This is a genomic window from Arthrobacter psychrochitiniphilus (genome assembly GCF_003185915.1).
Taxonomy (GTDB): Bacteria; Actinomycetota; Actinomycetes; order Actinomycetales; family Micrococcaceae; genus Specibacter; species Specibacter psychrochitiniphilus.
In genome coordinates, this window is the sequence record NZ_QHLZ01000010.1 from 100574 (window position 1) to 121445 (window position 20872).

At 61.2% G+C, this 20872-nt stretch carries 19 protein-coding genes; 14 read left to right on the forward strand and 5 right to left on the reverse strand.

The genetic code is table 11. The features are described 5' to 3' along the window. Positions 1-40 precede the first annotated feature (40 nt). From CVS29_RS14680 to CVS29_RS14725, 10 genes are all read left to right on the forward strand, one after another. A complete protein-coding gene (locus tag CVS29_RS14680; RefSeq protein ID WP_110107074.1) occupies positions 41-793 on the forward strand; it encodes a hypothetical protein in 753 nt (250 codons plus the stop codon). Positions 794-819: 26 nt separating this feature from the next. Next, a complete protein-coding gene (locus CVS29_RS14685; RefSeq protein ID WP_110107075.1) occupies positions 820-2040 on the forward strand; it encodes a cysteine desulfurase family protein in 1221 nt (406 codons plus the stop codon). A 51-nt stretch (positions 2041-2091) separates the two neighbouring features. Further along, on the forward strand, positions 2092-3231 hold the full coding sequence (mnmA, locus tag CVS29_RS14690) for a tRNA 2-thiouridine(34) synthase MnmA (protein WP_110107076.1): 1140 nt from the start codon (positions 2092-2094) through the stop codon (positions 3229-3231). A 180-nt stretch (positions 3232-3411) separates the two neighbouring features. Beyond that, positions 3412-4035: a TIGR03086 family metal-binding protein gene (locus CVS29_RS14695; protein WP_110107077.1), complete on the forward strand. Its 624-nt coding sequence runs from the start codon at positions 3412-3414 to the stop codon at positions 4033-4035. Between the two features lie 182 nt (positions 4036-4217). Further along, positions 4218-5852: an ABC transporter substrate-binding protein gene (locus tag CVS29_RS14700; protein WP_110107078.1), complete on the forward strand. Its 1635-nt coding sequence runs from the start codon at positions 4218-4220 to the stop codon at positions 5850-5852. 134 nt (positions 5853-5986) lie between these two features. After that, positions 5987-7078 (forward strand): ABC transporter permease, encoded by a 1092-nt coding sequence (locus tag CVS29_RS14705; RefSeq protein WP_110107079.1) that lies wholly within the window; start codon positions 5987-5989, stop codon positions 7076-7078. Between the two features lie 3 nt (positions 7079-7081). Beyond that, positions 7082-8032 (forward strand): ABC transporter permease, encoded by a 951-nt coding sequence (locus tag CVS29_RS14710; protein ID WP_110107080.1) that lies wholly within the window; start codon positions 7082-7084, stop codon positions 8030-8032. Beyond that, entirely contained in the window at positions 8029-9753 is a 1725-nt protein-coding gene (locus CVS29_RS19115; RefSeq protein WP_110107081.1) for an ABC transporter ATP-binding protein, read from the forward strand. The genes CVS29_RS14710 and CVS29_RS19115 overlap by 4 nt, the downstream gene beginning before the upstream one ends. 78 nt (positions 9754-9831) lie before the next feature. After that, entirely contained in the window at positions 9832-10311 is a 480-nt protein-coding gene (locus CVS29_RS14720) for a chorismate mutase (protein ID WP_110107082.1), read from the forward strand. Beyond that, positions 10308-11540 carry a uroporphyrinogen decarboxylase/cobalamine-independent methonine synthase family protein gene (locus CVS29_RS14725; RefSeq protein ID WP_308467747.1) on the forward strand — a complete coding sequence of 411 codons (1233 nt, stop codon included), beginning with the start codon at positions 10308-10310 and terminating at the stop codon, positions 11538-11540. Before CVS29_RS14720 ends, CVS29_RS14725 begins: the two co-directional genes overlap by 4 nt. A 28-nt stretch (positions 11541-11568) precedes the next feature. On the opposite strand, the gene CVS29_RS14730 is transcribed toward CVS29_RS14725, so the two are convergent. The 5 genes from CVS29_RS14730 to CVS29_RS14750 are packed head-to-tail and all read right to left on the reverse strand — an operon-like array spanning position 11569 to position 17087. Further along, positions 11569-12861 (reverse strand): DUF58 domain-containing protein, encoded by a 1293-nt coding sequence (locus CVS29_RS14730; protein WP_110107083.1) that lies wholly within the window; start codon positions 12859-12861, stop codon positions 11569-11571. A 12-nt stretch (positions 12862-12873) separates the two neighbouring features. Beyond that, positions 12874-14004: an AAA family ATPase gene (locus tag CVS29_RS14735; protein WP_245932259.1), complete on the reverse strand. Its 1131-nt coding sequence runs from the start codon at positions 14002-14004 to the stop codon at positions 12874-12876. Then, positions 14001-15308 carry a DUF4350 domain-containing protein gene (locus CVS29_RS14740; protein ID WP_110107084.1) on the reverse strand — a complete coding sequence of 436 codons (1308 nt, stop codon included), beginning with the start codon at positions 15306-15308 and terminating at the stop codon, positions 14001-14003. The genes CVS29_RS14735 and CVS29_RS14740 overlap by 4 nt, the downstream gene beginning before the upstream one ends. Further along, positions 15305-15958 carry a DUF4129 domain-containing protein gene (locus CVS29_RS14745; RefSeq protein ID WP_170120999.1) on the reverse strand — a complete coding sequence of 218 codons (654 nt, stop codon included), beginning with the start codon at positions 15956-15958 and terminating at the stop codon, positions 15305-15307. The genes CVS29_RS14740 and CVS29_RS14745 overlap by 4 nt, the downstream gene beginning before the upstream one ends. Before the next feature lie 37 nt (positions 15959-15995). Continuing rightward, positions 15996-17087 carry a DUF7847 domain-containing protein gene (locus CVS29_RS14750; protein WP_110107086.1) on the reverse strand — a complete coding sequence of 364 codons (1092 nt, stop codon included), beginning with the start codon at positions 17085-17087 and terminating at the stop codon, positions 15996-15998. A gap of 36 nt (positions 17088-17123) precedes the next feature. On the opposite strand from CVS29_RS14750, the gene CVS29_RS14755 reads away from it, so the two are divergent. From CVS29_RS14755 to CVS29_RS14770, 4 genes are all read left to right on the forward strand, one after another. Next, complete coding sequence (locus CVS29_RS14755) at positions 17124-17519, forward strand: hypothetical protein (RefSeq protein WP_146213070.1); 396 nt, start codon at positions 17124-17126, stop codon at positions 17517-17519. A 287-nt stretch (positions 17520-17806) separates the two neighbouring features. Next, positions 17807-18481: an MtrAB system response regulator MtrA gene (mtrA, locus tag CVS29_RS14760; protein ID WP_110107088.1), complete on the forward strand. Its 675-nt coding sequence runs from the start codon at positions 17807-17809 to the stop codon at positions 18479-18481. Between the two features lie 34 nt (positions 18482-18515). Beyond that, positions 18516-20420, forward strand: a complete 1905-nt coding sequence (gene mtrB, locus CVS29_RS14765; protein WP_110107089.1) for an MtrAB system histidine kinase MtrB — start codon at positions 18516-18518, stop codon at positions 20418-20420. Next, positions 20420-20830: an LpqB family beta-propeller domain-containing protein gene (locus CVS29_RS14770; RefSeq protein WP_146213071.1), complete on the forward strand. Its 411-nt coding sequence runs from the start codon at positions 20420-20422 to the stop codon at positions 20828-20830. Before mtrB ends, CVS29_RS14770 begins: the two co-directional genes overlap by 1 nt. Positions 20831-20872: the final 42 nt, after the last annotated feature.

Consider the following 20872-nt stretch of genomic DNA (forward strand, 5'->3'; position numbering starts at 1 on the left):
GCCTCGGATTTGACTGCCTAGGCGTTGGTAATGTGGGCCCATGGAACAAGTTGACGGAAGTGATGGGCAGTGGATCGCCGACGCGTTGGAACGCTACCTGAACAAGGAGCTCTGGGATCAATGGATTGGCACGGTTGCCACCACCATTCCGGATAGCTTTCAGGCGTACGCCCGGATCCTGCACCGGGTCAGCGGCAACACCACGACGGAGGTGCGGTGGACAGATGTCGCCGCGGCGAAAGGGACCACCGTCCACCCCGCCGTCCAGTTCCACCGGCTGGCGCAGACGGAGCTTTACGGCAACGCGGTGCTTGAGGGTGCACCCTACGGGCGGCCGGACCAAGGAGAGCTCGACCAGACCCAACTGGTGGCCTTGGCTGAAATATTGGCCGGGCACACGGCTGCCGGGCAGGACGTTTTCCAAGCCGTATGGGTTGGTTGGGGGAGCTTCGCGCCTGGCGACGGCGGCATTCCGGACGGCGCAGGCGAGCGGCTCAGAGTGGCTGGCGGGTTGCGCGAATACTGGGTTTTCCGCGGCGCCATGGCAGAGCTGGCCTGCCCACCCTGGAGCGAGGAGGAAGGTGGGACGCACCGCGAGACTCCCAATCTGGCTTGGCCGGCTGGCCGGAGCTGGTGCCTGGCCACGGAGATCGACTTTGATTCCACCTTGGTGGGCGGGAGCGCAGAGTTGATTGCCGCCGTCGTCAATTCACCGGTACTGGAGGCGCTCCAGGTGAGCCCCGCCACCAACCTCAGCTCTGAAGGTGACGTGATCAACGCCCCACGCCAGTGAGTGCGTCTGTGCCGTAGAATTATCAAGTGCCCGTGTATCTAGATCACGCGGCGACCACGCCTATTTCGGCCCCGGCCCTCGCCGCACTCACTTCCGTTATTGCCCGTAGCGGCAATCCGTCCTCCCTTCATGGAGCCGGCCGCCGCGCCCGCGCCACTGTGGAAGCCTCCCGCGAAACCATCGCCAAGGCTGCTGGCGCCCACCCCACGGAGGTCATTTTCACCTCCGGTGGGACCGAGGCGGACAACCTCGCTGTGAAGGGCCTATTCTGGGCCCGCAATGCTGCCGAGCCCGCCCGCACCCGCATCCTGGTCTCCGCCATTGAGCACGCCGCCGTGGCGGACACCGTGGAATGGCTGGAAAAGCACGAAGGCGCCGAAGCGATCTGGCTGCCGGTCGATGCCACCGGCACGCTCAGCCTTGCCGCACTGGAAAAAGAATTGTCCGACGGCGGAGCGGACTCGGTCGCGCTGCTGACCTGCATGTGGGCCAACAATGAGGTGGGCACCATCCAGCCCATCGCCGAGGTGGTTGCGCTCGCCGACAAGTACGGCATCCCGGTGCATTCGGACGCCGTCCAGGCGTTCGGCTCCGTGCCCGTGAACTTCCGTAACTCCGGCCTGGCGGCCATGTCCATCAGCGGGCACAAGATCGGCGGCCCCGTGGGTGTTGGCGCCCTGCTGCTGGGCCGGGCCGTAAAGCTCACCCCTGTTTTGCATGGTGGCGGGCAGGAACGTGGCGTCCGCTCCGGCACCCTGGACACGGCCGGGATTGCCGCCTTTGCCGCGGCCGCAGCCGATGTCACCTCCCATCTAGAGTCTGAGAGTGCCCGTATTTCAGAACTCCGGGACGCCATCATCGTCGCAGTCCGTGAAGCCATTCCCGAGGCGGTGCTGCGCGGGATTGACCCGGCCGTGGCGCCGGATAAAAGACTGCCCGGCAACGCCCACTTCACGTTCCCCGGTTGTGAAGGGGACTCCCTGCTGTTCCTGCTGGACATGGCAGGCATTGAATCCTCCACAGGCTCGGCCTGCACCGCAGGAGTCCCCCGCCCCTCGCACGTCTTGTTGGCCATGGGACTAGATGAGGACACCGCACGTGGCGCACAGCGCTTTAGTTTGGGGCATACATCGGCGCCGTCCGACGTTGACGCCTTTGTTGCCGCTCTGCCAGAGGCACATGCGCGCGCAAAAAAAGCAGGCATGGCCGGGCACGCCTCATCCATTCAGACCGCAAGCACCCGCTAAGGGTGCCGGCGCAACAATCTTCAGCGGTACACAGCAAGTGAAAGGCAAGTAATGCGAGTATTGGCAGCCATGAGTGGCGGAGTTGACTCCGCCGTAGCCGCGGCACGTGCAGTAGATGCCGGGCACGACGTCGTCGGCGTGCACCTGGCGCTCTCCCGCATGCCCGGAACCCTACGCACCGGCAGCCGCGGCTGCTGCACCGTGGAGGATTCCAACGATGCCTGGCGGGCCTGCGATCTGCTCGGCATCCCGTACTATGTGTGGGATTTCTCCGAACGTTTCAAGGAGGATGTGGTCCAGGACTTCATCGACGAATACGCCGCCGGACGCACCCCCAATCCCTGCATGCGCTGCAACGAGAGGATCAAGTTCGCGGCCCTTCTGGAGAAGGCCATCGCGCTGGGCTTCGATGCTGTCTGCACGGGCCACTACGCCAAGGTCATCACCGATGCAGACGGCAACCCGGAGCTGCACCGTGCTGCTGACTGGGCCAAGGACCAGAGCTATGTACTGGGGGTGTTGACTCATGAGCAGCTCAAGCACTCCATGTTCCCCCTGGCCGATACCCCGTCCAAGGCCGAGGTTCGCGCCGAAGCTGAGGCCCGCGGCCTGTCCGTGGCCAAGAAGCCGGACAGCCACGATATCTGCTTCATCCCGGACGGCGACACCGCCGGCTGGCTGGCTGAGAAGATCGAGATGACCGACGGGGACGTTGTTGACGAAACCGGCGCGAAAGTGGGCGGCCACACCGGCTCCAACCAGTTCACAGTAGGTCAGCGCCGCGGTCTGAAGTTGGGCACGCCCGCCGCCGACGGTAAGCCCCGCTTCGTGTTGGAAATCCGGCCCAAGGAGAACAAGGTTATTGTGGGCCCGCACGCCCTGCTGGCCATCGACAGCATCCAGGGCATCAAGGTTTCCTGGGCCGGGCTGCCCATCGCCGAGGTCGCCACCGGCGAAGAGTTTGATTGCTACGCCCAGGTCCGCGCCCATGGTGACCCCGTGCCGGCCCGCGCCTTTATCACAGAAGAGACGGACGACGGCGGCACCCGCCAGCAGTTGCATGTCACCTTGGTGGAGCCGCTACGCGGGGTGGCGCCGGGGCAGACCATTGTGCTGTACCAGGGATCCCGTGTGCTGGGTCAAGCAACCATCGACACGGCAAGGTCCTTGGCCCGCCCGGACCTCCCCTAAGCCCCCTCCCATCGCGCCCTCACTTTAGGGGGCTTTTGGGCAAACGGTCCCGCACTTTCATAAAAAGCGTTCGCTAAAACACGCCCGAAAGTGAGGGAGCATTTGTAGTGGTGGGAGAGGGGTTGCGGGGCTGGCGTAAGCTTCCTTCTAAGGTGACTTGGCTCACGGAAGGTTGACACGATGCCCCCGCATACAATTCCCAACCCGCTGCAACACTTAGAAGGCGCGCTGAATCAGTGCGCAGAAGTTATCAGCGCCATCTCGGCCAACCAAGCGGACTGGCCCACGCCTTGCGCTGATTGGTCCGTGCAGGATCTCCTGCATCATCTAGTGGTTCAGGATTTGCCTAAATTCACCATTATGGCCCGGGGTACCCACATTGACCCGATGGCCTCAGATGCCACAGTGGGAGCTGATTGGTCCACTCGCTTTAGCGACGGCGCCGTCTTACTCATGCGCGCCTGGGCAACGGCGGATCTCAGCACTCAGGTGGCGCTCCCGGGTGGTGGTGAGGCGCCCCTGCGCAGCCGGATAGGACTGCAGATCACAGAATTCACCGTCCATACCTGGGACTTGCTCAAGGCAACAGGCGTCCCTGTGATTCTGGATCCGGTACTGGCTGAACAATCGCTGGCCTGGTCTCAACGGATGCTCAAGCTTGAGCATCGAGGAACCGACAGGGGCATTGGTGTGGAGGTCCGCGTCCCCATAGCCTCCGATTCCTACACCCAGCTTGCCGGCTGGTTTGGGCGCAGCCCCTACTTCCGGGCGGGCCCGCGCGCAGAATCCTTCAGCCAGCCCTAAGGGCCGGCACATCCATGAGAGTAACAACGTCGTTACTCTTTGGTAACCTTCTGGTTGCAACTGACCTTTCGATGCAAGTCCGCGCGTGCAAATCTGATAAAGATTGACTATCAGGGAAGTGGGCATCGTCACACAACGTAATGTGGCGGCGCCCACCTTATCGCACAAGAGAAAGTTTGCTGATGGCTAAGAATAAATTTGGACTGAGTTCGGTGATTGCCGTTGCTGGCGTCTCCGTTCTCGCCATGACGGCATGCACGGGTCCTTCAGGCGGAAGCGACTCAGGTGGCAACGGTGCCGCCGGAGCCCCCGTTATTGTGGGCACCACGGACAAGATCACCTTTCTGGACCCCGCCGGATCCTATGACAATGGTTCGTTCATGGTCATGAACCAGATTTACCCGTTTGTGTTGAACTCCGAACCGGGCAGCGCCGATCCCAAGCCGGACTTGGCCGAATCAGCCGAGTTCACCTCTCCTACGGAATACACCGTGAAGTTGAAGGCAGGCCTGAAGTGGGCCAACGGAACCGAGCTGGATTCAAAGGACGTTAAGTTCTCCTTTGACCGTCAGATCAAGATCAACGATGTCAACGGCCCGTCCTCGCTCTTGGGTAACTTGGCTAGCGTGGAAGCTCCGGATGCCACCACCGTGGTGTTCAAGCTCAAGGTTGGCAACGATCAGACCTTCCCCCAGGTTTTGACCAGCCCGGCCGGTCCCATTGTTGATGACAGCGTCTTTAGTGCAGATTCCATCACCACCGATGATGACATCATCAAGGGCAAGGCCTTCGCTGGCCAGTTCAGCATCGATTCTTTTAAGAAGAACGAGCTCATCGCCTTCAAGAAGAACCCCGATTACAAGGGCCTGTTGGGCCCGGCCAAGTCTGATTCGGTGACGATGAAGTACTTCGCTGACTCCAACAACATGAAGCTTGAAGTTCAGAAGGGCAGCATTGATGTTGCTTGGCGTTCACTGACGGCAACTGACATTGAGAGCCTCAAGACCGATAAGAACCTCAAGGTTGATATTGGCCCCGGTGGCGAAATTCGCTACATCGTGTTCAACTTCGACACCATGCCCTTCGGTGCCAAGACCCCTGATGCTGATGCAGCGAAGTCCTTGGCCGTGCGCCAGGCCATGGCCGATTCCATTGATCGGGCCAAGATTGCTGACCAGGTTTACAAGGGCACCTACCTGCCCCTGTACTCTCCAGTTCCCGCCGGTTTCACCGGTGCCATCGAGCCCTTGAAGGGCATGTACGGCGACGGAAACGGTGGTCCCGATGTTGCTAAGGCTGCCAAGGCCCTGGCCGACGCCGGCGTCCCGACTCCGGTGACCTTGGATCTGCAGTACAACGGTGACCACTACGGCTCATCCTCAGGAGATGAGTACGCAGCGATCAAGTCACAGCTTGAAAACACCAAGCTGTTCAAGGTCAACCTGCAGCAAACTGAGTGGGTTTCCTACGCCAAACAGCGCACCGAGGATGCCTACCCCATGTACCAGCTGGGTTGGTTCCCTGATTACTCTGATGCTGATAACTACCTCACTCCGTTCTTCGGCGATAACAACTTCCTGTCTAACCACTACGACAACCCCGAAGTGCGCAAGTTGATCACCGAGCAGGTCACCACCAATGATCCCGCCAAGCGGACCAAGATGATCGAAGAGATTCAGACCACGGAATCCAAGGACCTCTCCACTTTGCCGTTGCTGCAGGGTGCCCAGGTTGCGGTTTCCGGTGCAGCTGTCAACGGCACCAAGGACACTCTGGACGCTTCCTTCAAGTTCCGTCTGGGAGTTTTGTCCAAGTAAGGGAGCTTCGGTAATTACCGAAACATCTATCACTGCGCAGTGGGCGGGGCTTTCTGAAAAGGACGCCCCGCCCTTTGTGCGGTTCACGAGAGAAGTGCCCTTGCAGAGCACGGTACCAAAAGAAATAGGCGCACATGACCGCATTGATTGACCTGCCGGCGGATGAACCCGTACGCCAGGCCCCCAAGAGTAAGAAGAAAGCTGGCGGCAGCCTGGGCAAGTACCTCGCCATCCGCTTTGTTCTGATCTTCCCCACCATTTTTATCCTCGTCACCATGGTGTTCTTCCTGATGCGCCTGACCGGCGATCCCATTACGGCAGCCCTGGGCGGACGGCTGCCGGCGGATCAGTTGGCGGCACGTATTCACGAGGCCGGATATGACAGGCCCCTCTTCGTCCAATACATCGAGTACTTGGGACAAATAGCCACAGGCAACTTTGGCCGCACCATCTCTGATAACTTACTGATCTCAGACATGCTGGCCACTTACGGCACGGCAACGTTGGAACTGGCCATCAACTCACTGGTTGTGGCGTTGCTGATCGGCATTCCCCTGGGCATGATTGCCGCTTACAAGCGTGATAAGTGGCAGGATGCCATCTCCCGCGTCCTGGCCATCGCCTTCTACGCCACCCCGGTATTCTTCGCCGGCCTGATCCTGAAGCTGGTCTTCTCCATCTGGCTCGGTTGGTTCCCTGTGGCGGGACGCGGCACCACAAATACGGAAATTTTCATGGCCCAGCTGGAGGTGCCCACGGGCATCTACTGGCTCGATGCCCTGCGCAGCGGCAACATGGACGTGTTTTGGGATGTTGCCCATCACGCCGTACTGCCCGCCGTAGCTTTGGGTCTGCTCACCGCAGGCATCTTCTTGCGGCTGGTGCGCACCAACATGATCGGCACGCTCAACAAGGACTTTGTTGAAGCCGGCCGGTCCAGGGGCGTCAGCGAATACCGCCTCCTCACCAAGCACGCATACAAGCCCGCACTGATTCCCATCATCACCGTTATGGGTCTGCAGATTGCATTGCTGCTTGGCGGCGCGGTCCTGACCGAGACAACTTTCGAATGGAAGGGACTCGGGTTCCAGCTGGCCCACTACCTCACAGCGCGTGACTTCGTAGCTGTTCAGGGCATTGTCGCTTTGCTGGCCGTCATTGTAGCCGTCACCAACTTCATCGTGGATGTTATTGCTGCCTTGATTGACCCGAGGGTGAGGTACTAGGCCGTGGAGAATAAAAAGTCACTTTTTTCCCGCTTACCCGTCATTTCCCAACTCAAAAAGAGTGTGGGACTCCAGCGCGGCATGCTCGTTGCCGGCATTGTTCTGACACTGATCTTCTTGCTGACCGCCGCCTTGGCGCCGTTGATTGCCCCCTACGGTGCAACCCAACGCTTTGATCTGACCCAGGCAGCGCCGTCGTCGGCCCATATTTGGGGCACGACGGCGGGAGGTTACGATGTTTTCTCCCGCACCATTTGGGGGGCCCAGACTGCCTTCATAGTGATTGTTGTTGCCGTTGCGCTCTCTATTTTCATTGGTGTGATTCTGGGTCTGGTCTCCGGCTATATTGGCGGCTGGCTGGACAGGATTCTTGTGGTGGTTGCGGATGCGATTTACGCGTTCCCCACACTGCTGCTGGCCATGGTCATGTCCATTGCGCTGAGCCAGGGCCGTTCGGATATGTGGTCGGGTATTTTTGCGGCCGCCATCTCCATCACGGTGGTGTTCATCCCGCAGTACTTCCGAGTGATCCGCGCCGAGACTATCCGTCTGAAGGCTGAGCCGTTTGTGGAGTCTGCCATTGTGGTGGGCGCCTCCAGCGTGCGCATCATGGCCCGGCACATCTACAAGAACGCCACCAGGACGCTGCCGCTAATTTTCACTTTGAACGCGTCCGAGGCCATTTTGACCCTGGCCGGCTTGGGCTTCCTGGGCTTCGGTATTGAACCATCCGCGGCGGCAGAGTGGGGTTATGACCTCAACCATGCGCAGTCGGACGCCACCGCCGGTATCTGGTGGACGGGTGTGTTCCCGGGTGCCGCCATTGTGCTGACGGTGCTGGGCCTGACGTTGCTGGGTGAATCTATGAATGATCTCAACGATCCGCGACTGCGGGGGCGCAAGAAGGCCAAGAAAAACGGCGCTCAGAAGCAAGAGGAGTTGGTGGAAGCATGAGCCGCTCCACAGAAAAGGCAGCCGTTAGTGGGACACCCTCCGGGGAGAGCACACCGCGGCCGGTCCTGAAGATCGATGATTTGCGTGTCACCTTCGCCACGGACCAAGGGGATGTTCCCGCTGTGAAGGATGTTTCCTTCACCGTGGCCCCGGGGGAGATTGTGGCCATTGTGGGTGAATCGGGCTCCGGTAAGACGGTGACGGCCAAGGCCATTTTGGGTCTGCTGCCAGAGACCGCCCAGGGCAGCGGCGCCGTGATCATCAGCGGTAACGACGTCCTTACGGTCAGCCCGCAACAACTGCGTAAGATCCGTGGACGCGACGTGGCCATGGTGTTCCAGGAACCCTCAACGGCCCTGAACCCGGTCTACACGGTGGGCTGGCAAATTGCTGAGGGGCTGCGCGCCCACCGTCCCGAGGGAAAGCGTGTGGGCAGGAAGGAAGCCCGCAAGTTGGCCATCGAGGCGCTGGGCAAGGTGGGCATTCCGGAGCCGGAGAAGCGTGTGGATTATTATCCTCACCAGTTCTCCGGTGGACAGAAACAGCGTGTTGTCATCGCCGCGGCACTGGCTCTGAACCCGGGCCTGATTGTGGCCGATGAACCCACCACGGCGCTGGATGTCACCGTGCAGGCTGAAATTCTGGAGTTGCTCCGTGATCTGCGGGACCGTTACGGAACTTCCATTGTCCTGATTACCCACAACATGGGGGTGGTGGCTGACCTGGCCGATCGGGTGGTGGTCATGTTCGAAGGTGATGTGGTGGAAGAAGCCAGCGCATCAGCTTTGTTTGCCGCGCCCAAAGAGGCCTACACGCAGAAGCTTCTGGCCGCTGTGCCGCACCTGGGCCGCGATTCTGCCTCTGCCGGTTTCACCGAACGAGCCTTCCAGGATAAGGAAGTTTTGGTCCGGGCCACGGATCTGGAAATTGAGTATCCTGGCCGTCTGGGCAGCCCCGCCTTTAAGGCAGTGGACAAGGTTTCCTTCACTATCAGTGCCGGAGAAGTCTTTGGTCTGGTGGGGGAGTCCGGTTCGGGCAAAACCACCATTGGCCGTGCCATTGCAGGGCTGAACCGCACCACAGGCGGTTCCTTGAACGTGCTCGGCTACGAGATGCTCAACTACAAGGAGCGTTCTTTTAGGCCATTGCGCAAAGACATTGGCTTTGTCTTCCAGGATCCCGCGGCGTCCTTTAACCCGCACCTGACCATTGGCGAATGTGTGGCGGAACCGCTGCTTATTCACACCGATCTGAACAGCCAGGCGGTCTCCAAGAAGGTTGCCGATTTGCTGGAATCGGTGCAGTTGCCGGCGGCCTACGCCAAGCGCTTTCCGCACGAGCTCTCCGGCGGGCAGCGTCAGCGAGCCTCACTGGCCCGCGGCCTGGCGCTCAAGCCCAAGCTGCTCATTGCGGACGAGCCAACCTCTGCCCTGGATGTTTCGGTGCAGGCGAAGGTACTGGAGCTATTCCGCGAGATTCAGAACGAACTGGGCTTTGCGGCACTGTTCATCAGCCACGACCTTGCCGTGGTGGACATCCTGGCCGAGTGGGTTGGGGTGCTTTACAAGGGCAAGATGGTGGAGCAGGGGATCGGGAACCAGATCATGGGCAACCCGCAGGACGCCTACACCAAGCGTCTGATCGCCTCACTGCCTGTGCCCAACCCGGAGGAGCAGGCCAAACGCCGGGCGCTCCACCAAGCATTGCTGGGCGCAAAGTAAACTAGCTGGCACAGTAAGAGGCGGTGCCTGGCATGGACAGTATTTTTGTCCGCGCCGGGCACCGCCTAAACTGTTTTCATGAGCGAATCGAGCCACGCACAACACCTGTCCGTCGACGACTTTGACCCGGCGGCCAGTTCGCTGACCGGAGCCGTGGAACCGGCCGTCATGGCTGAGCTATTGTCCATCCGCTCCAGCATCGATAACTTTGATGCCACCTTGGTGTACCTGCTGGCTGAGCGTTTCAAGGCCACCCAGCGCGTGGGGATTCTCAAGGCCAAGCACAGGCTGCCTGCCGGTGATCCCAACCGTGAGAAGGCGCAGATCCACCGCCTGCGTGCCCTGGCCGAGTCAGCCAATTTGGACCCCGCCTTCGCGGAGAAGTTCCTGAATTTCATCATCAGCGAGGTCATTCACCACCACCAGGCCATTTCGCAAAGCCATTCTGCGGCGGCGGCCACGGGTGGCGTTCCCGTAGTCAGCCTAGATGGGCAGGGGTTTGTGGCGGATCCGCAGACTGCTGCCAGAATGGACGCCAGCGGCACGGCGCCTCAGTGATCCCCTCACCCGAGCACACCCCGGCCCCCTCACAGGAGCAGGCCCCGGCCTTCCCTGAAGCACCCACCGCAACAGCCCTGGGCCCCTGGCCCGGAGTAGATCCGGAGGAGGCCGCCAAGGTTTCCGTGGGCGTATTCCCCGGCCCGCACCTGCCATTCCTTCCCCAGCTGCCAGCCCGTGGCCCGGGTTCGGAACAAGTTGGGCGTACGGCTGTGCTGCTCCAAGAACTGGCCGTGGACACCCAGCCGTATGGTTGGCGCTTTGTTGACAGACCAGGGCTGGACTTTAGGCGTGCTGAATCTGCTCTGTCCACGGATATCAATGTACTCGCTGACGTGGTTGGTGCCGCCGGGCTCTCACCGGAATCGTTGAAGGTCCAGGTGGTGGGCCCGTTCTCGTTGGCGGCAGCCATCCACCTGCATTATGGCGAACGCGCACTGGCGGACTACGGGGCCCGGCGAGATATTGCCCAGTCACTGGCTGCCGGATTAGAGGTCCATGCCCGGAAGGTGCAGGCCGCCGTACCCGGGGCCGCACTGACACTGCAAGTGGATGAGCCGCATATTGGAGCAATCCTGGCCGGCAGTATCCCCACCGCATCGGGATACCGGACATTGCGTTCTGTTGGCCGTGCCGAAGTTCGCCAGTGCTGGAATGATTTGTGCGCAGCGGCGCGGAACGCCGGATTCGAGCAGGTGGCGTTGAATCTGACCCCCGCCGAGACAGGATTGGGCCAGGCCTCGAGTCTGTCTCTGCCAGGTCCTGCCAACGGGGCCAACGGCCAAAAAAGCAGTGGAAACACCAACGGTTTGTCCGCGGAGTCCGAGCAGTGGCGCCGTGGACTGGAAATGGCTCTGGAATGCGGTGTTGATGCAGTGGCGCTGCCACTGCAGCTTCTTGACGCCGGGCACTGGGAGCATCTGGCGGGTGCCATCGAATCGGGCCTGGGTATCTGGGCTGGGACTGTGCCCGCGGGGCTGCTGACAGCTGGGACGCTACCCGCTGGGGCTGGGGCGGCCAGTGCCGGGCAGGTTCCGCCGTCGTATGCTGTTTTGGTGGAGCGGATTATGCGCCCGTGGCGGAAGCTGGGGCTGGCCGACTCCGGGCTCAACCAGCTGCGGATCACCCCGGAGGGAAGCCTCGCGGGCGTCTCTCCTCAGGCGGCACGGGCGGTGTTGGGCAGGTCGTTGGAGGTGGCGGCGGCGCTCGGGGATACTCGCAACTCCTAGCGTTTCTCTGCCTTGGAGCTGGCCAGCCCTAGAGCCGGCCGGCCGCCTTGAGCCGGATGTACAGGTCTGCCAGTTTGGGCGGCAGTTCTTGGGGCGCAGCGTCAACCACTTCCACGCCCGCCTGTTTGAGATAGGCCGTGATGGCTTCACGCCGGTTGAGAGCGAATTCGGCGGCGGCGGCCCGGTAGGCAAGGGTGCTGGTGGAGCGGTCCAAGCGCGCCCGCTCCAGCGCGGGATCTCGCACTGAGGCCACAACCACCAGATGCTTCTGTGAGAGCGTGGTGACTAAGGGAATGAGGCCTTCCTCGGCGGCTCCGGCATCGAGGGAAGTCACCAAAACCACCAAGGCGCGGTGTGCAGTGACGTCGCGGACCTGCCCGGCGATGCCTTGGGCGTTGAGCTCAATCAGTTCAGGCTCCAAGGGTGCCAGGCCCTGCACCATGGCATTGAGCATATTGCCCTTGCCGGTGGAGGAAACCTTGGCCCGGACACGCCGGTCGTAGGCCACCAAGCTCACACGGTCCCCGCCCCGCTCGGCCAAGACGGCCAGCAGCAAGGACGCTTCAATGCCTGTGTCGAGGGCGCTCTCATCCTCAATCCGGGTGGCGGAGGTTCTGGAAGTATCCAACACAATGACTACCCTGCGGTCACGTTCCGGCCGCCAAGTGCGCACTACTACGTCCTGGCGCCGGGCAGTGGCGCGCCAATCGATAGAGCGCACATCATCGCCACGGACGTAATCACGCAGCGAATCGAACTCCGTGCCGGCACCGCGGATCTGTACGGCGGCCTTGCCATCGAGCTCACGCAGTTTGCGCAATTTGGAGGGCAGGTGACGTTTGGAGTGAAAGGGCGGCAGCACGCGCAACACTCCAGGTGCCGTAATGGTGTGTTGCCGTGCGGCCATCCCCAGGGGGCCAAAGGAGCGGATAGTGGCGTGGTGGGTTGCTAAATCTCCTCGCCGGGTGGGCAATAAGTCAACGTTGAGCGCTGCTCTTTCGCCGGCCCTGATCCGGACCTGCGCCAGTGCATTGAGAGCACCGGCTGAGGGCTGCCAGCCGTCCTTGACCTGGGCCCGCAACATGACGGATGAGTTGTTGAAGAGCCGCAGCACGGCTGTTGCGGGCTCGCCCAGCCGGACTCCGGAAGGCAGAGTTCGGCGCACGGCAACTTGACGGGGTGAGGCCGCCAGCGCCACATCCACCACAAGGACCAGAAGCAGAACGGATACGGCCAGAACCCACGTCAGTAGACCGGGAAAGGCGACGATAGGGATTAGGGCTGCCAGCGCCAAAAAGAAAAACCTGCCCGAAATAGCCATAGCGTGTGCCGATCAGCGCGGGACCGGCACGGTGGCCAGGATTGAGAGAAGTATCCCGTCTACGGCAACCCCGTCCATCTCGGCTTCGGGGCGCAGGGCAACACGGTGGCGGAGGGTGGGCAGCGCCAGCGCCTTGATGTCATCGGGGGTGACAAAGGCCCGCCCAGAGAGCCAGGCATACGCCCGGGCGGACTTCAAGATGGCTGTGGCCCCACGGGGCGAAACACCCAGTTGGAAAGAAGGCGCCGTGCGGGTAGCCCGCACCAAGTCCACCACATAGGCCAGGATTTCGCCCGCCACAGTGACCTGTGCAACTTCCTCACGAGCCTGCTCCAGCTCGGAGGCACCGGCCACAGGGCGTACTCCGGCGGCGTGCAGATCCTGCGGGTCAAAGCCCAAGCTGTGCCTGCGTATCACTTCAATTTCATCATCCCGGCCCGGCAGATCCATGGTGAGTTTGAGTAGGAAACGGTCCAACTGAGCTTCGGGCAGGGGGTACGTACCCTCGTATTCGACCGGGTTCTGCGTGGCAGCCACCATGAACGGAGCCGGCAGCTTGCGCGAGATCCCATCCACGGACACCTGGTGTTCCTCCATCGCCTCCAACAAGGACGCCTGCGTTTTGGGAGGTGTCCTGTTGATTTCATCGGCCAGCAGGATATTAGTAAACACGGGACCCTCACGGAAGGTGAAGGCAGAGGTGCTGGAATCGTAAATCAGTGAGCCTGTCACATCGCCGGGCATCAAATCCGGGGTGAACTGTACGCGTTTGGTGTCCAAACTTAACGCTGTTGACAGTGTCCGCACCAGCAGTGTCTTAGCCACACCGGGCACGCCTTCAAGGAGCACATGCCCACCGGCCAGCAACGCAATGAGCAGACCGGTCACGGTGTCATCCTGACCCACCACGGCCTTGGCCACCTCGGCACGAACCGCCAACAGGGCCAGAGCCGCCGGGCTGGGCGCGGCTGGAATCTGAGCAGACTCTGAGTACTGTGCTTGCTGCTGTGCTTGGTGTTGAGGGTAGCCGGGCTGCGCCTGAACCTGCGCCTGAGCCGGCTGCTGGTACTGCGGAGCGGCCTGAGCGGGGTAGCCGGGCTGCGGGTAGGATTCCGGGTTCGTCTCCGGGTGGGGCATGGTCATCGACGTGCCACTTCTTCCTCTAATGCCGCAAGTTCGGCGGCGATGGTTAACATGTCTTTTTCAGATGTGGGGGCAGCGCCCAGCAAGATGGCATGCACCTGCGTGCTGGGGCGTCTGCTCGCTATGGCGACGGCTTCTACGACTGCGGCCGGTTCGGCGCCGTGCCCCAACCGGAGGGCGTGTGCCAGCCGGGTCATGGAAGCATGCCGGAGCGTGTTTGTGGCTGTTTCGACGGCACGGGCATCCTGGTAGAGCCGGGCACGGCCAGCCATGGTTTCAGATGCCTTCACAATAACCGGCAGCGGCTCCTGCACCAGCGGCCCATTCCGGCGCCCTCGCCACAGTGCACCCACCACGGCCACCAGCATGAGCCACGCAGCGGCTGGGAACATCCACGTCGGGGTCAGCTCAGCTAGGCTGGGCGGGCTTTGTGCCGGTGGAATGTCATTGAGTGAAGCCGTGTACCAGAGCAGCTCAGGCCTACTGCCCAGCAACCGGAACGTCAGGGCAGCATTTCCTGCCTGGTCCAGGTAGTGGTTATTCACGACGCCGGAAAACCCCAGCGCGAAGATGTCACCGGAGCTGTTACTCGCCAAGAGACCTCCTCCCGCCGGGCTGCTCCCGCTGGCAGGGCTAAAGCAGGTCTGTGCACCCTTGTAGAGCCGCAGGGTTCCCGAGGGTGGGCCCTCATTCAGGGCTGAGGTTGTTCCGCCACCGCTGATGGAGCGAGCGGCTTGGGCGTCGGCATTGGTGCAGCCCGCGTCTACCCGAGAACTGCCGGCTGTGCTGCCGGCTGCGCTGAAGTCTGGGCTGAGGCGCTTCAATGTCAAGGGTCCGGGGGTGATGGCTAGCAGCCGGGAACCATTTTCTTCCACGGAAGCTGCCAGTTCCGAAACCTGGGCTGGGGTGAGAATATTTCTTGGGTCGTAAAACAACACGGTGCTGGCACCGTACGCGTTGTGAGATAGGGCTGCTGTTGTCTTGGCCAGGGAATCCGTGGCCATGACATTGACTCCCTGATTCTCCAGTACTGACGCCGCTGCCTGGGCTCCGGCGGGAGCGGGGTTATTGATAGCCAGAGCGTCAAGACTGCGGTTTCCTGAAGTGGCTGCAAGGAACGTCAGTACTGACAACAGCACAAACACTGCCCCGACAATGAGCCAGAACCGCCAGTGTCGCCACCAGTGGGCCAGCCGCTGCCGTGGGGTGCTGTTCTCGGCCTGGAATACGGGACCGTTGCTACTTTCTGGGACAGCGAGAGCAGATGCGGTTGATTCTATTGCCGCGGGCAGGGGAGCGGTCACGGGGCTACCCCCGCGAAGTTATCTGCGTAGACAGGCGTTGTTTGCGCCATGGCAGTATCAGTGGCCAGTAATTGTTCATACATGGACGCGGTGGGCGGCACTTTTCCATAGCGAACTCCCGCGAAGAGGCTGGCTGAGCGCTGAATTTCGGTGCGCAGACCAGGAAAGGCCAGTCCCAGTTCGGTGGCAATTTCCACTGCGGTGCGGCCAGGGGTTCGGGCCGTGACATCACGTTCTTCACCGGCCCGGGCCAGGGCGCGGAACGCTTCATTGACCGCTGTCTGGAAATCGCCTGCCTGCGCGGCGGTCTTGGCCAGTTGGCGGTGTTGTTGGGCAGAGAGGGTCTGATCGGGGGAAAAGACTGCCTTGGCCTCTGCCTTTTTGCGGTTCAACCGCGGCCGGATGATCAAGATGATGGCCAGCACGGCCAGCAGTACCAGCCCAATGGTGATTGCCAGGCCCAGGTTTCCGGCTGGTGAACCCACTTTTGAAAGGAACTCCCTCAACGCGCGTCCCAAGAGGTCCAGGATTTGCTGTGCCAAACCGGGTTTGGCGTCCTGATAGGCCTGTTTGGCCAGTTCTTCAGCAGCCCAACGGCGTGCTTGGTCAGCCCCCGGGGTGACGGGGACTTCTAGAGGAAGAAGGGTCAATGGCAAGGATAGGGAGACCAAGAGGAGCGCCCGGCGGTCAGTAGTTGCCGGGGTACTGGGAGGGATCCGGTGCGGGCCCGCCCGGGATCAGGCCGGCGGGGACAGGAGAACCGGGGATCCCGCCGTCGTCCTTGCCGCTTTCAGATTCCTTGAGCAAAATGATGTCGAAACCGTCGCGGCGCATGCGCAGATCCACATAGATCAGGGCCATGACACCGGTCTGGAATGCGAGCGTGATGGCTCCGACAAGGGCTCCGATGGCAGCCGAGATGACTTGGGCGATGATGGTCTGCATCAGAGCCTGTTCCGCGGTGGCCTGCACGCTCATCATGCCCATAATGAGGCCCACGATGAAGCTGACAGGGGTCGTGATGACTGCACCAATGATGGAGGCGATGATCGCGGCCAGAATGGCTACCCCAAACGTCCTCCACCAGTTGCGCGAAGTCAACTGCCACGAGCGTTTCACAGCGTCAAATGCGCCAATGTTCTCCACCACTATTGCGGCAGGGGCAACCAGTAACTTGGTACCGATCCAGACCGCCACAGCCACAAACGGCAGGCTGAGCAGGATGGCCAGGCCAACGGCTGCCAAAGCTGCGGAGTCGGAGCCCGTGGAACCCACGGAAATCACCAGAACAACTACTAGGGCGCCATAAATCAGTACGGCCAGCAAGGATGCCGCGGCGTACAGGACCGCCAGTAATAGCAGGCTGCCAATGCGCGGCTTGGTCAGCTGCCACATCTGCCCAAAAGTGGTTTTCCGGTTGAGCACTGACCGAACCACGGGAACCACCAACGCGCCCTGCAGCACCATTTGCAGCAGGGTGGACAAGAACACCGTCACCACTATGGATATAGAGAATCCCAACAGCGAACTAACAAGGAAATCCATGTCAGCGGGGTTGTTCTCGTCGAAGAACACGGTTCCGTCCATCATGCCGAACACGAACTTGCCTAAAGCCAGGAACATGATCAGAAGCGTGGCTGCCACGGTGATTAGCTGGAAGATCAGGGCCGAGCCGAACATGGCCTTGCCGTTGCGGCGGGCAGCCTGGAAAGCCCCGTCCAGGATCTCACCCAACCCCAAAGGCCGTAGCGGGATGACGCCGGGCTTGGGTGGGGCCAAGTACGTGTTGTATCCGGGCTGGGGCTGGCCCGGGTATTGCGGCTGCCCAGGGTACTGAGGCTGGCCCGGGTATTGGGGGAGGGGCTGCTGGGGCTGGCCGTACTGTCCCCACTGAGGTTGCTGGGGCTGGCCGGGGTATTGCGATGCAGGTTGCTGAGGTTGCTGAGGTTGCTGGGACTGGCCGGCGTATTGTCCCCACTGAGGTTGCTGCGGCTGCTGGTGTTGCTGGGGTTGGCCGGGGTATTGGGATGCAGGGTACTGAGGCGCGGGCTGCTGAGCCGGGCCCGGGTACTGCGGTTGTTGGGCAGGCTGCTGCGGTTGCTGTGCAGGGTACTGCGGTTGCCCACCCTGCCCCGGCTGACCTGGGACGCCACCCTGCCCCGGCTGACCGGCTTGGTCGGCGTGATCTGGCTGGTCTTGTTGTCCCTGTGATTCCTGCGTCATCATGCTCCCTGAAATTTTCCCCGTGAAATTCGTGTACTGCAGTGTTAAACGGCGGGTCTGCGCCGCGAGATCCAACTAAAATCTAAGAGCCGAAAGTGAGGCCAAGAAACCAATCTAGGTGCGCAGCGGAATCAGCCCGTTGCTACGTCCATCATCAAACCCTATCGGGAAGAACCCTCTTTACCCTGTGAATTACAGGGCATGACCGAAACTATTGCAGTGCTCTGTGGAGCGTCGATGGGGTCTTTGGGCCGTTGATAGGCAAATATAGAGGTATGAAGGCACGTATTTTAGTTGTTGACGATGACGAAGCACTGGCCGAGATGATTGGCATTGTTCTGCGCAATGACGGGTTTGACCCGGTTTTTTGTGCCGATGGCGCCAAGGCCCTGGAAATTTTCCAGTCCAGCAAGCCCGATCTGGTCCTGCTGGACTTGATGCTGCCCGGAATTGATGGCATTGAAATTTGCCGCCTGATCCGTGGCGAATCTGATGTGCCCATTGTGATGCTGACGGCTAAATCCGATACCTCGGATGTGGTGCGTGGGCTCGAATCTGGTGCCGATGATTATGTGGCCAAACCCTTTAAGCCCGCAGAGTTGGTAGCCCGTGTCCGTGCCCGGCTGCGTCCCGGCGATGTCAAGGCCCCTGAAACCCTTGTTATCGGCGAGATCAGCATCGATGTGGCCGGGCATTCCGTGCGCCGCGCCGGGGAGCGGATTTCCCTGACCCCGCTGGAGTTTGACCTCCTGGTTGCCCTGGCCCGCAAGCCGTGGCAGGTATTTTCCCGCGAGCTGTTGTTGGAACAGGTGTGGGGTTACCGCCACGCTGCTGACACGCGCCTGGTCAACGTCCACGTTCAGCGTCTGCGCTCCAAGATTGAACGCGATCCCGAGGCTCCCGAAGTGGTTCTGACGGTTCGCGGTGTTGGCTACAAGGCCGGGCAGTAAGCGCTGAATCCCGTGCGCCTCGAGTGAGCAAGCCATGAGTGAAGAGCCGCAGCCGCACGACGTCGGAGATTTGGCTGCCCCGGATTTTGAGGCTGACACTGTGCCCGCCACGGATAACAACGCGCACGGAGTAGTTATCTCACTGCTCGCCAAGGCCCTTGGTCTTCTGGCTGCGGCAGGCCGTTTCGTGGCGCAATTTTTTGCTTGGATTAGGCGCTGGTGGACGCGGCGTTGGCGCGTGTCCTTGCAGTTCCGCACGGTTGCCACCACCTTGATCATTGCCTCCGTGGCTGTGGTGGGTGTTGGCGGCTACCTGGCCGGACAGATTTCCAATGGACTCTTCCAGGAGCGGCTCACTCAGGCGCAACAAGAATCCGCCCGTGGCGCCACGCAAGTTCAGGAGAGTTTTTCCAACGCGAGCCTGAGCGATCAGCCGCGTGTGTCCACCTATGTGGGGGACACCTTGCGGTTGTTGGAAGTGGGTGGCGCAGACGATAACCGCAAGTACCTGATGGTGAAGATTCCCGGCCAAACTAGCCGCCTTGCCGTCAGCTCCTCGGACTCCGGCGGTGTCACTACTGCCATCATCCCGGACGAGCTCCGTGAGGCAGTCCAAAGCGATCCCGACGGCCAGTTCTGGCAGTCAATAGCGCTGCCCACGGGCGAGTCCGGATTCAGCCCGGCCGTTGTGGTGGGCAGCCAAGTGGAACTGCTGCGCACCCACTACGAGCTGTACATGATCTATGACCTGAACACCGCCCAGATGACGTTGAACTACATTCAGTCAGTGTTGTGGCTGGCCGGTGGGATTCTGCTGCTGCTCATTGGTGTCATCATCTGGTACGTCACACGGACCGTGGTGAAGCCTGTCAGTGAGGCAGCCGCCGTGTCAGAAAAATTGGCGGCCGGTGAGCTTGAAGAACGGATGGCCGTCAGTGGTGAGGATGAAATGGCCCGCTTGGCCACCTCATTCAATAAAATGGCCACCTCCTTGCAGGATCAGATCACCGCACTCGGTGCGCTTTCAGAGATGCAGCAGCGTTTCGTCTCGGACGTCTCCCACGAACTGCGCACACCGCTGACCACAGTGCGCATGGCCGCTGAGGTACTCTTCGATGCCCGCGAGGATTTTGACCCCATCAATAAACGCTCCTCCGAGCTGCTTTTCCACCAGGTGGAGCGTTTTGAGCTGCTACTGGCTGATCTGTTGGAAATTTCCCGCTTTGATGCTGGTGTGGCAGATCTGGATGTGGAGTCGTTGGATATTTTCTCCGTCATCCATTCAGTCATTGACGGGGCTATGCCAGTGGCCGAGGCGAACAAGGCAGAGCTTTCTGTGGTGACCCGCCTGCGCAGCCACAAGTGCGTGGTGGAGATGGATTCGCGCCGGATTGACAGGATTCTACGCAACCTGGTGCTGAATGCGGTGGAGCACAGCGAAGGAAACCCGGTGAAGATTTACGTCTCAGCGGACGAGAGCGCTGTAGCCGTGGCCGTGCGTGACTACGGCATCGGAATGTCTCCGGCGGCTCTTGGCCACGTCTTTGACAGGTTCTGGCGCGCAGATTCGGCCCGTGCCCGTACCACAGGCGGCAGCGGTTTGGGGCTCTCCATCGCGATGGAGGACGCCCGCCTGCATGATGGCTGGTTGGATGCCTGGGGCGTCATTGGAGAAGGCTCCTGTTTCCGCCTCACACTGCCGCGCAAACGTGGCACAGTTCTGACCCATTCACCGGTTCCGCTACCTCCCGACGGCGGCCAGGCCGGCAGTTCCAGTACGCTAAACACCTCCCCAGTTCTGACCCACACCGGTGCGCTGGGGGTTGTGGGAGCCCTGGGCAGTATTAAGTCCGTGCCCGAGGCGGCTAAGAACCAGGAAAAGCGCGGACCCGATCCCGAAGATCCGGGAATCACTAGTTCTGAAAAGGTGAATCGCTGATGGGTATCACGGCAAGAACAGCTCAGCACCCGGCGGCCCACACTCGTCGTCCGGCGGCCCACACTCGTCGTCCGGCGGCCCACACCAGGCGGAACTGGCCGGTGGCGCTGTGGGCCATGGCCGTCGTCGTACTTCTGGCGGTGAGCGGCTGCGCCACCATCCCCATGCAGGGGCCCGTGGGTAAAAGTGATCCGCTGGCGCCACGGAACAACTCCGTCAATGTGAGCCTGCAGCAGTTTTCCCCCGTGGATGGAGCCTCGCCGGAGAGCATTATTCGCGGTTTCATTGACTCCGGAACAGGTGTGAGTGACGACTTTCAGGTGGCCCGGCAATATCTGACGCCAGCGCTGGCACAGTCATGGGCGCCGGATAAGCGGCTCTTCAGAATTAAGAGTGTAGTTTCGGTCTGAATCCGCCTGATTCGAGCAGTGACCTGGCGACGTAGTTGGTGA

What these genes read in the sequence shown, in the direction of transcription:
- CVS29_RS14680 (WP_110107074.1), top strand. Translation starts at nt 41, where the DNA reads ATGGAACAAGTTGACGGAAGTGATGGGCAGTGGATCGCCGACGCGTTG.
- mnmA (WP_110107076.1), top strand. Translation starts at nt 2,092, where the DNA reads ATGCGAGTATTGGCAGCCATGAGTGGCGGAGTTGACTCCGCCGTAGCC.
- CVS29_RS14695 (WP_110107077.1), top strand. Translation starts at nt 3,412, where the DNA reads ATGCCCCCGCATACAATTCCCAACCCGCTGCAACACTTAGAAGGCGCG.
- CVS29_RS14700 (WP_110107078.1), top strand. Translation starts at nt 4,218, where the DNA reads ATGGCTAAGAATAAATTTGGACTGAGTTCGGTGATTGCCGTTGCTGGC.
- CVS29_RS14705 (WP_110107079.1), top strand. Translation starts at nt 5,987, where the DNA reads ATGACCGCATTGATTGACCTGCCGGCGGATGAACCCGTACGCCAGGCC.
- CVS29_RS19115 (WP_110107081.1), top strand. Translation starts at nt 8,029, where the DNA reads ATGAGCCGCTCCACAGAAAAGGCAGCCGTTAGTGGGACACCCTCCGGG.
- CVS29_RS14720 (WP_110107082.1), top strand. Translation starts at nt 9,832, where the DNA reads ATGAGCGAATCGAGCCACGCACAACACCTGTCCGTCGACGACTTTGAC.
- CVS29_RS14730 (WP_110107083.1), bottom strand. Translation starts at nt 12,861, where the DNA reads ATGGCTATTTCGGGCAGGTTTTTCTTTTTGGCGCTGGCAGCCCTAATC.
- CVS29_RS14735 (WP_245932259.1), bottom strand. Translation starts at nt 14,004, where the DNA reads ATGACCATGCCCCACCCGGAGACGAACCCGGAATCCTACCCGCAGCCC.
- mtrA (WP_110107088.1), top strand. Translation starts at nt 17,807, where the DNA reads ATGAAGGCACGTATTTTAGTTGTTGACGATGACGAAGCACTGGCCGAG.
- mtrB (WP_110107089.1), top strand. Translation starts at nt 18,516, where the DNA reads ATGAGTGAAGAGCCGCAGCCGCACGACGTCGGAGATTTGGCTGCCCCG.
- CVS29_RS14770 (WP_146213071.1), top strand. Translation starts at nt 20,420, where the DNA reads ATGGGTATCACGGCAAGAACAGCTCAGCACCCGGCGGCCCACACTCGT.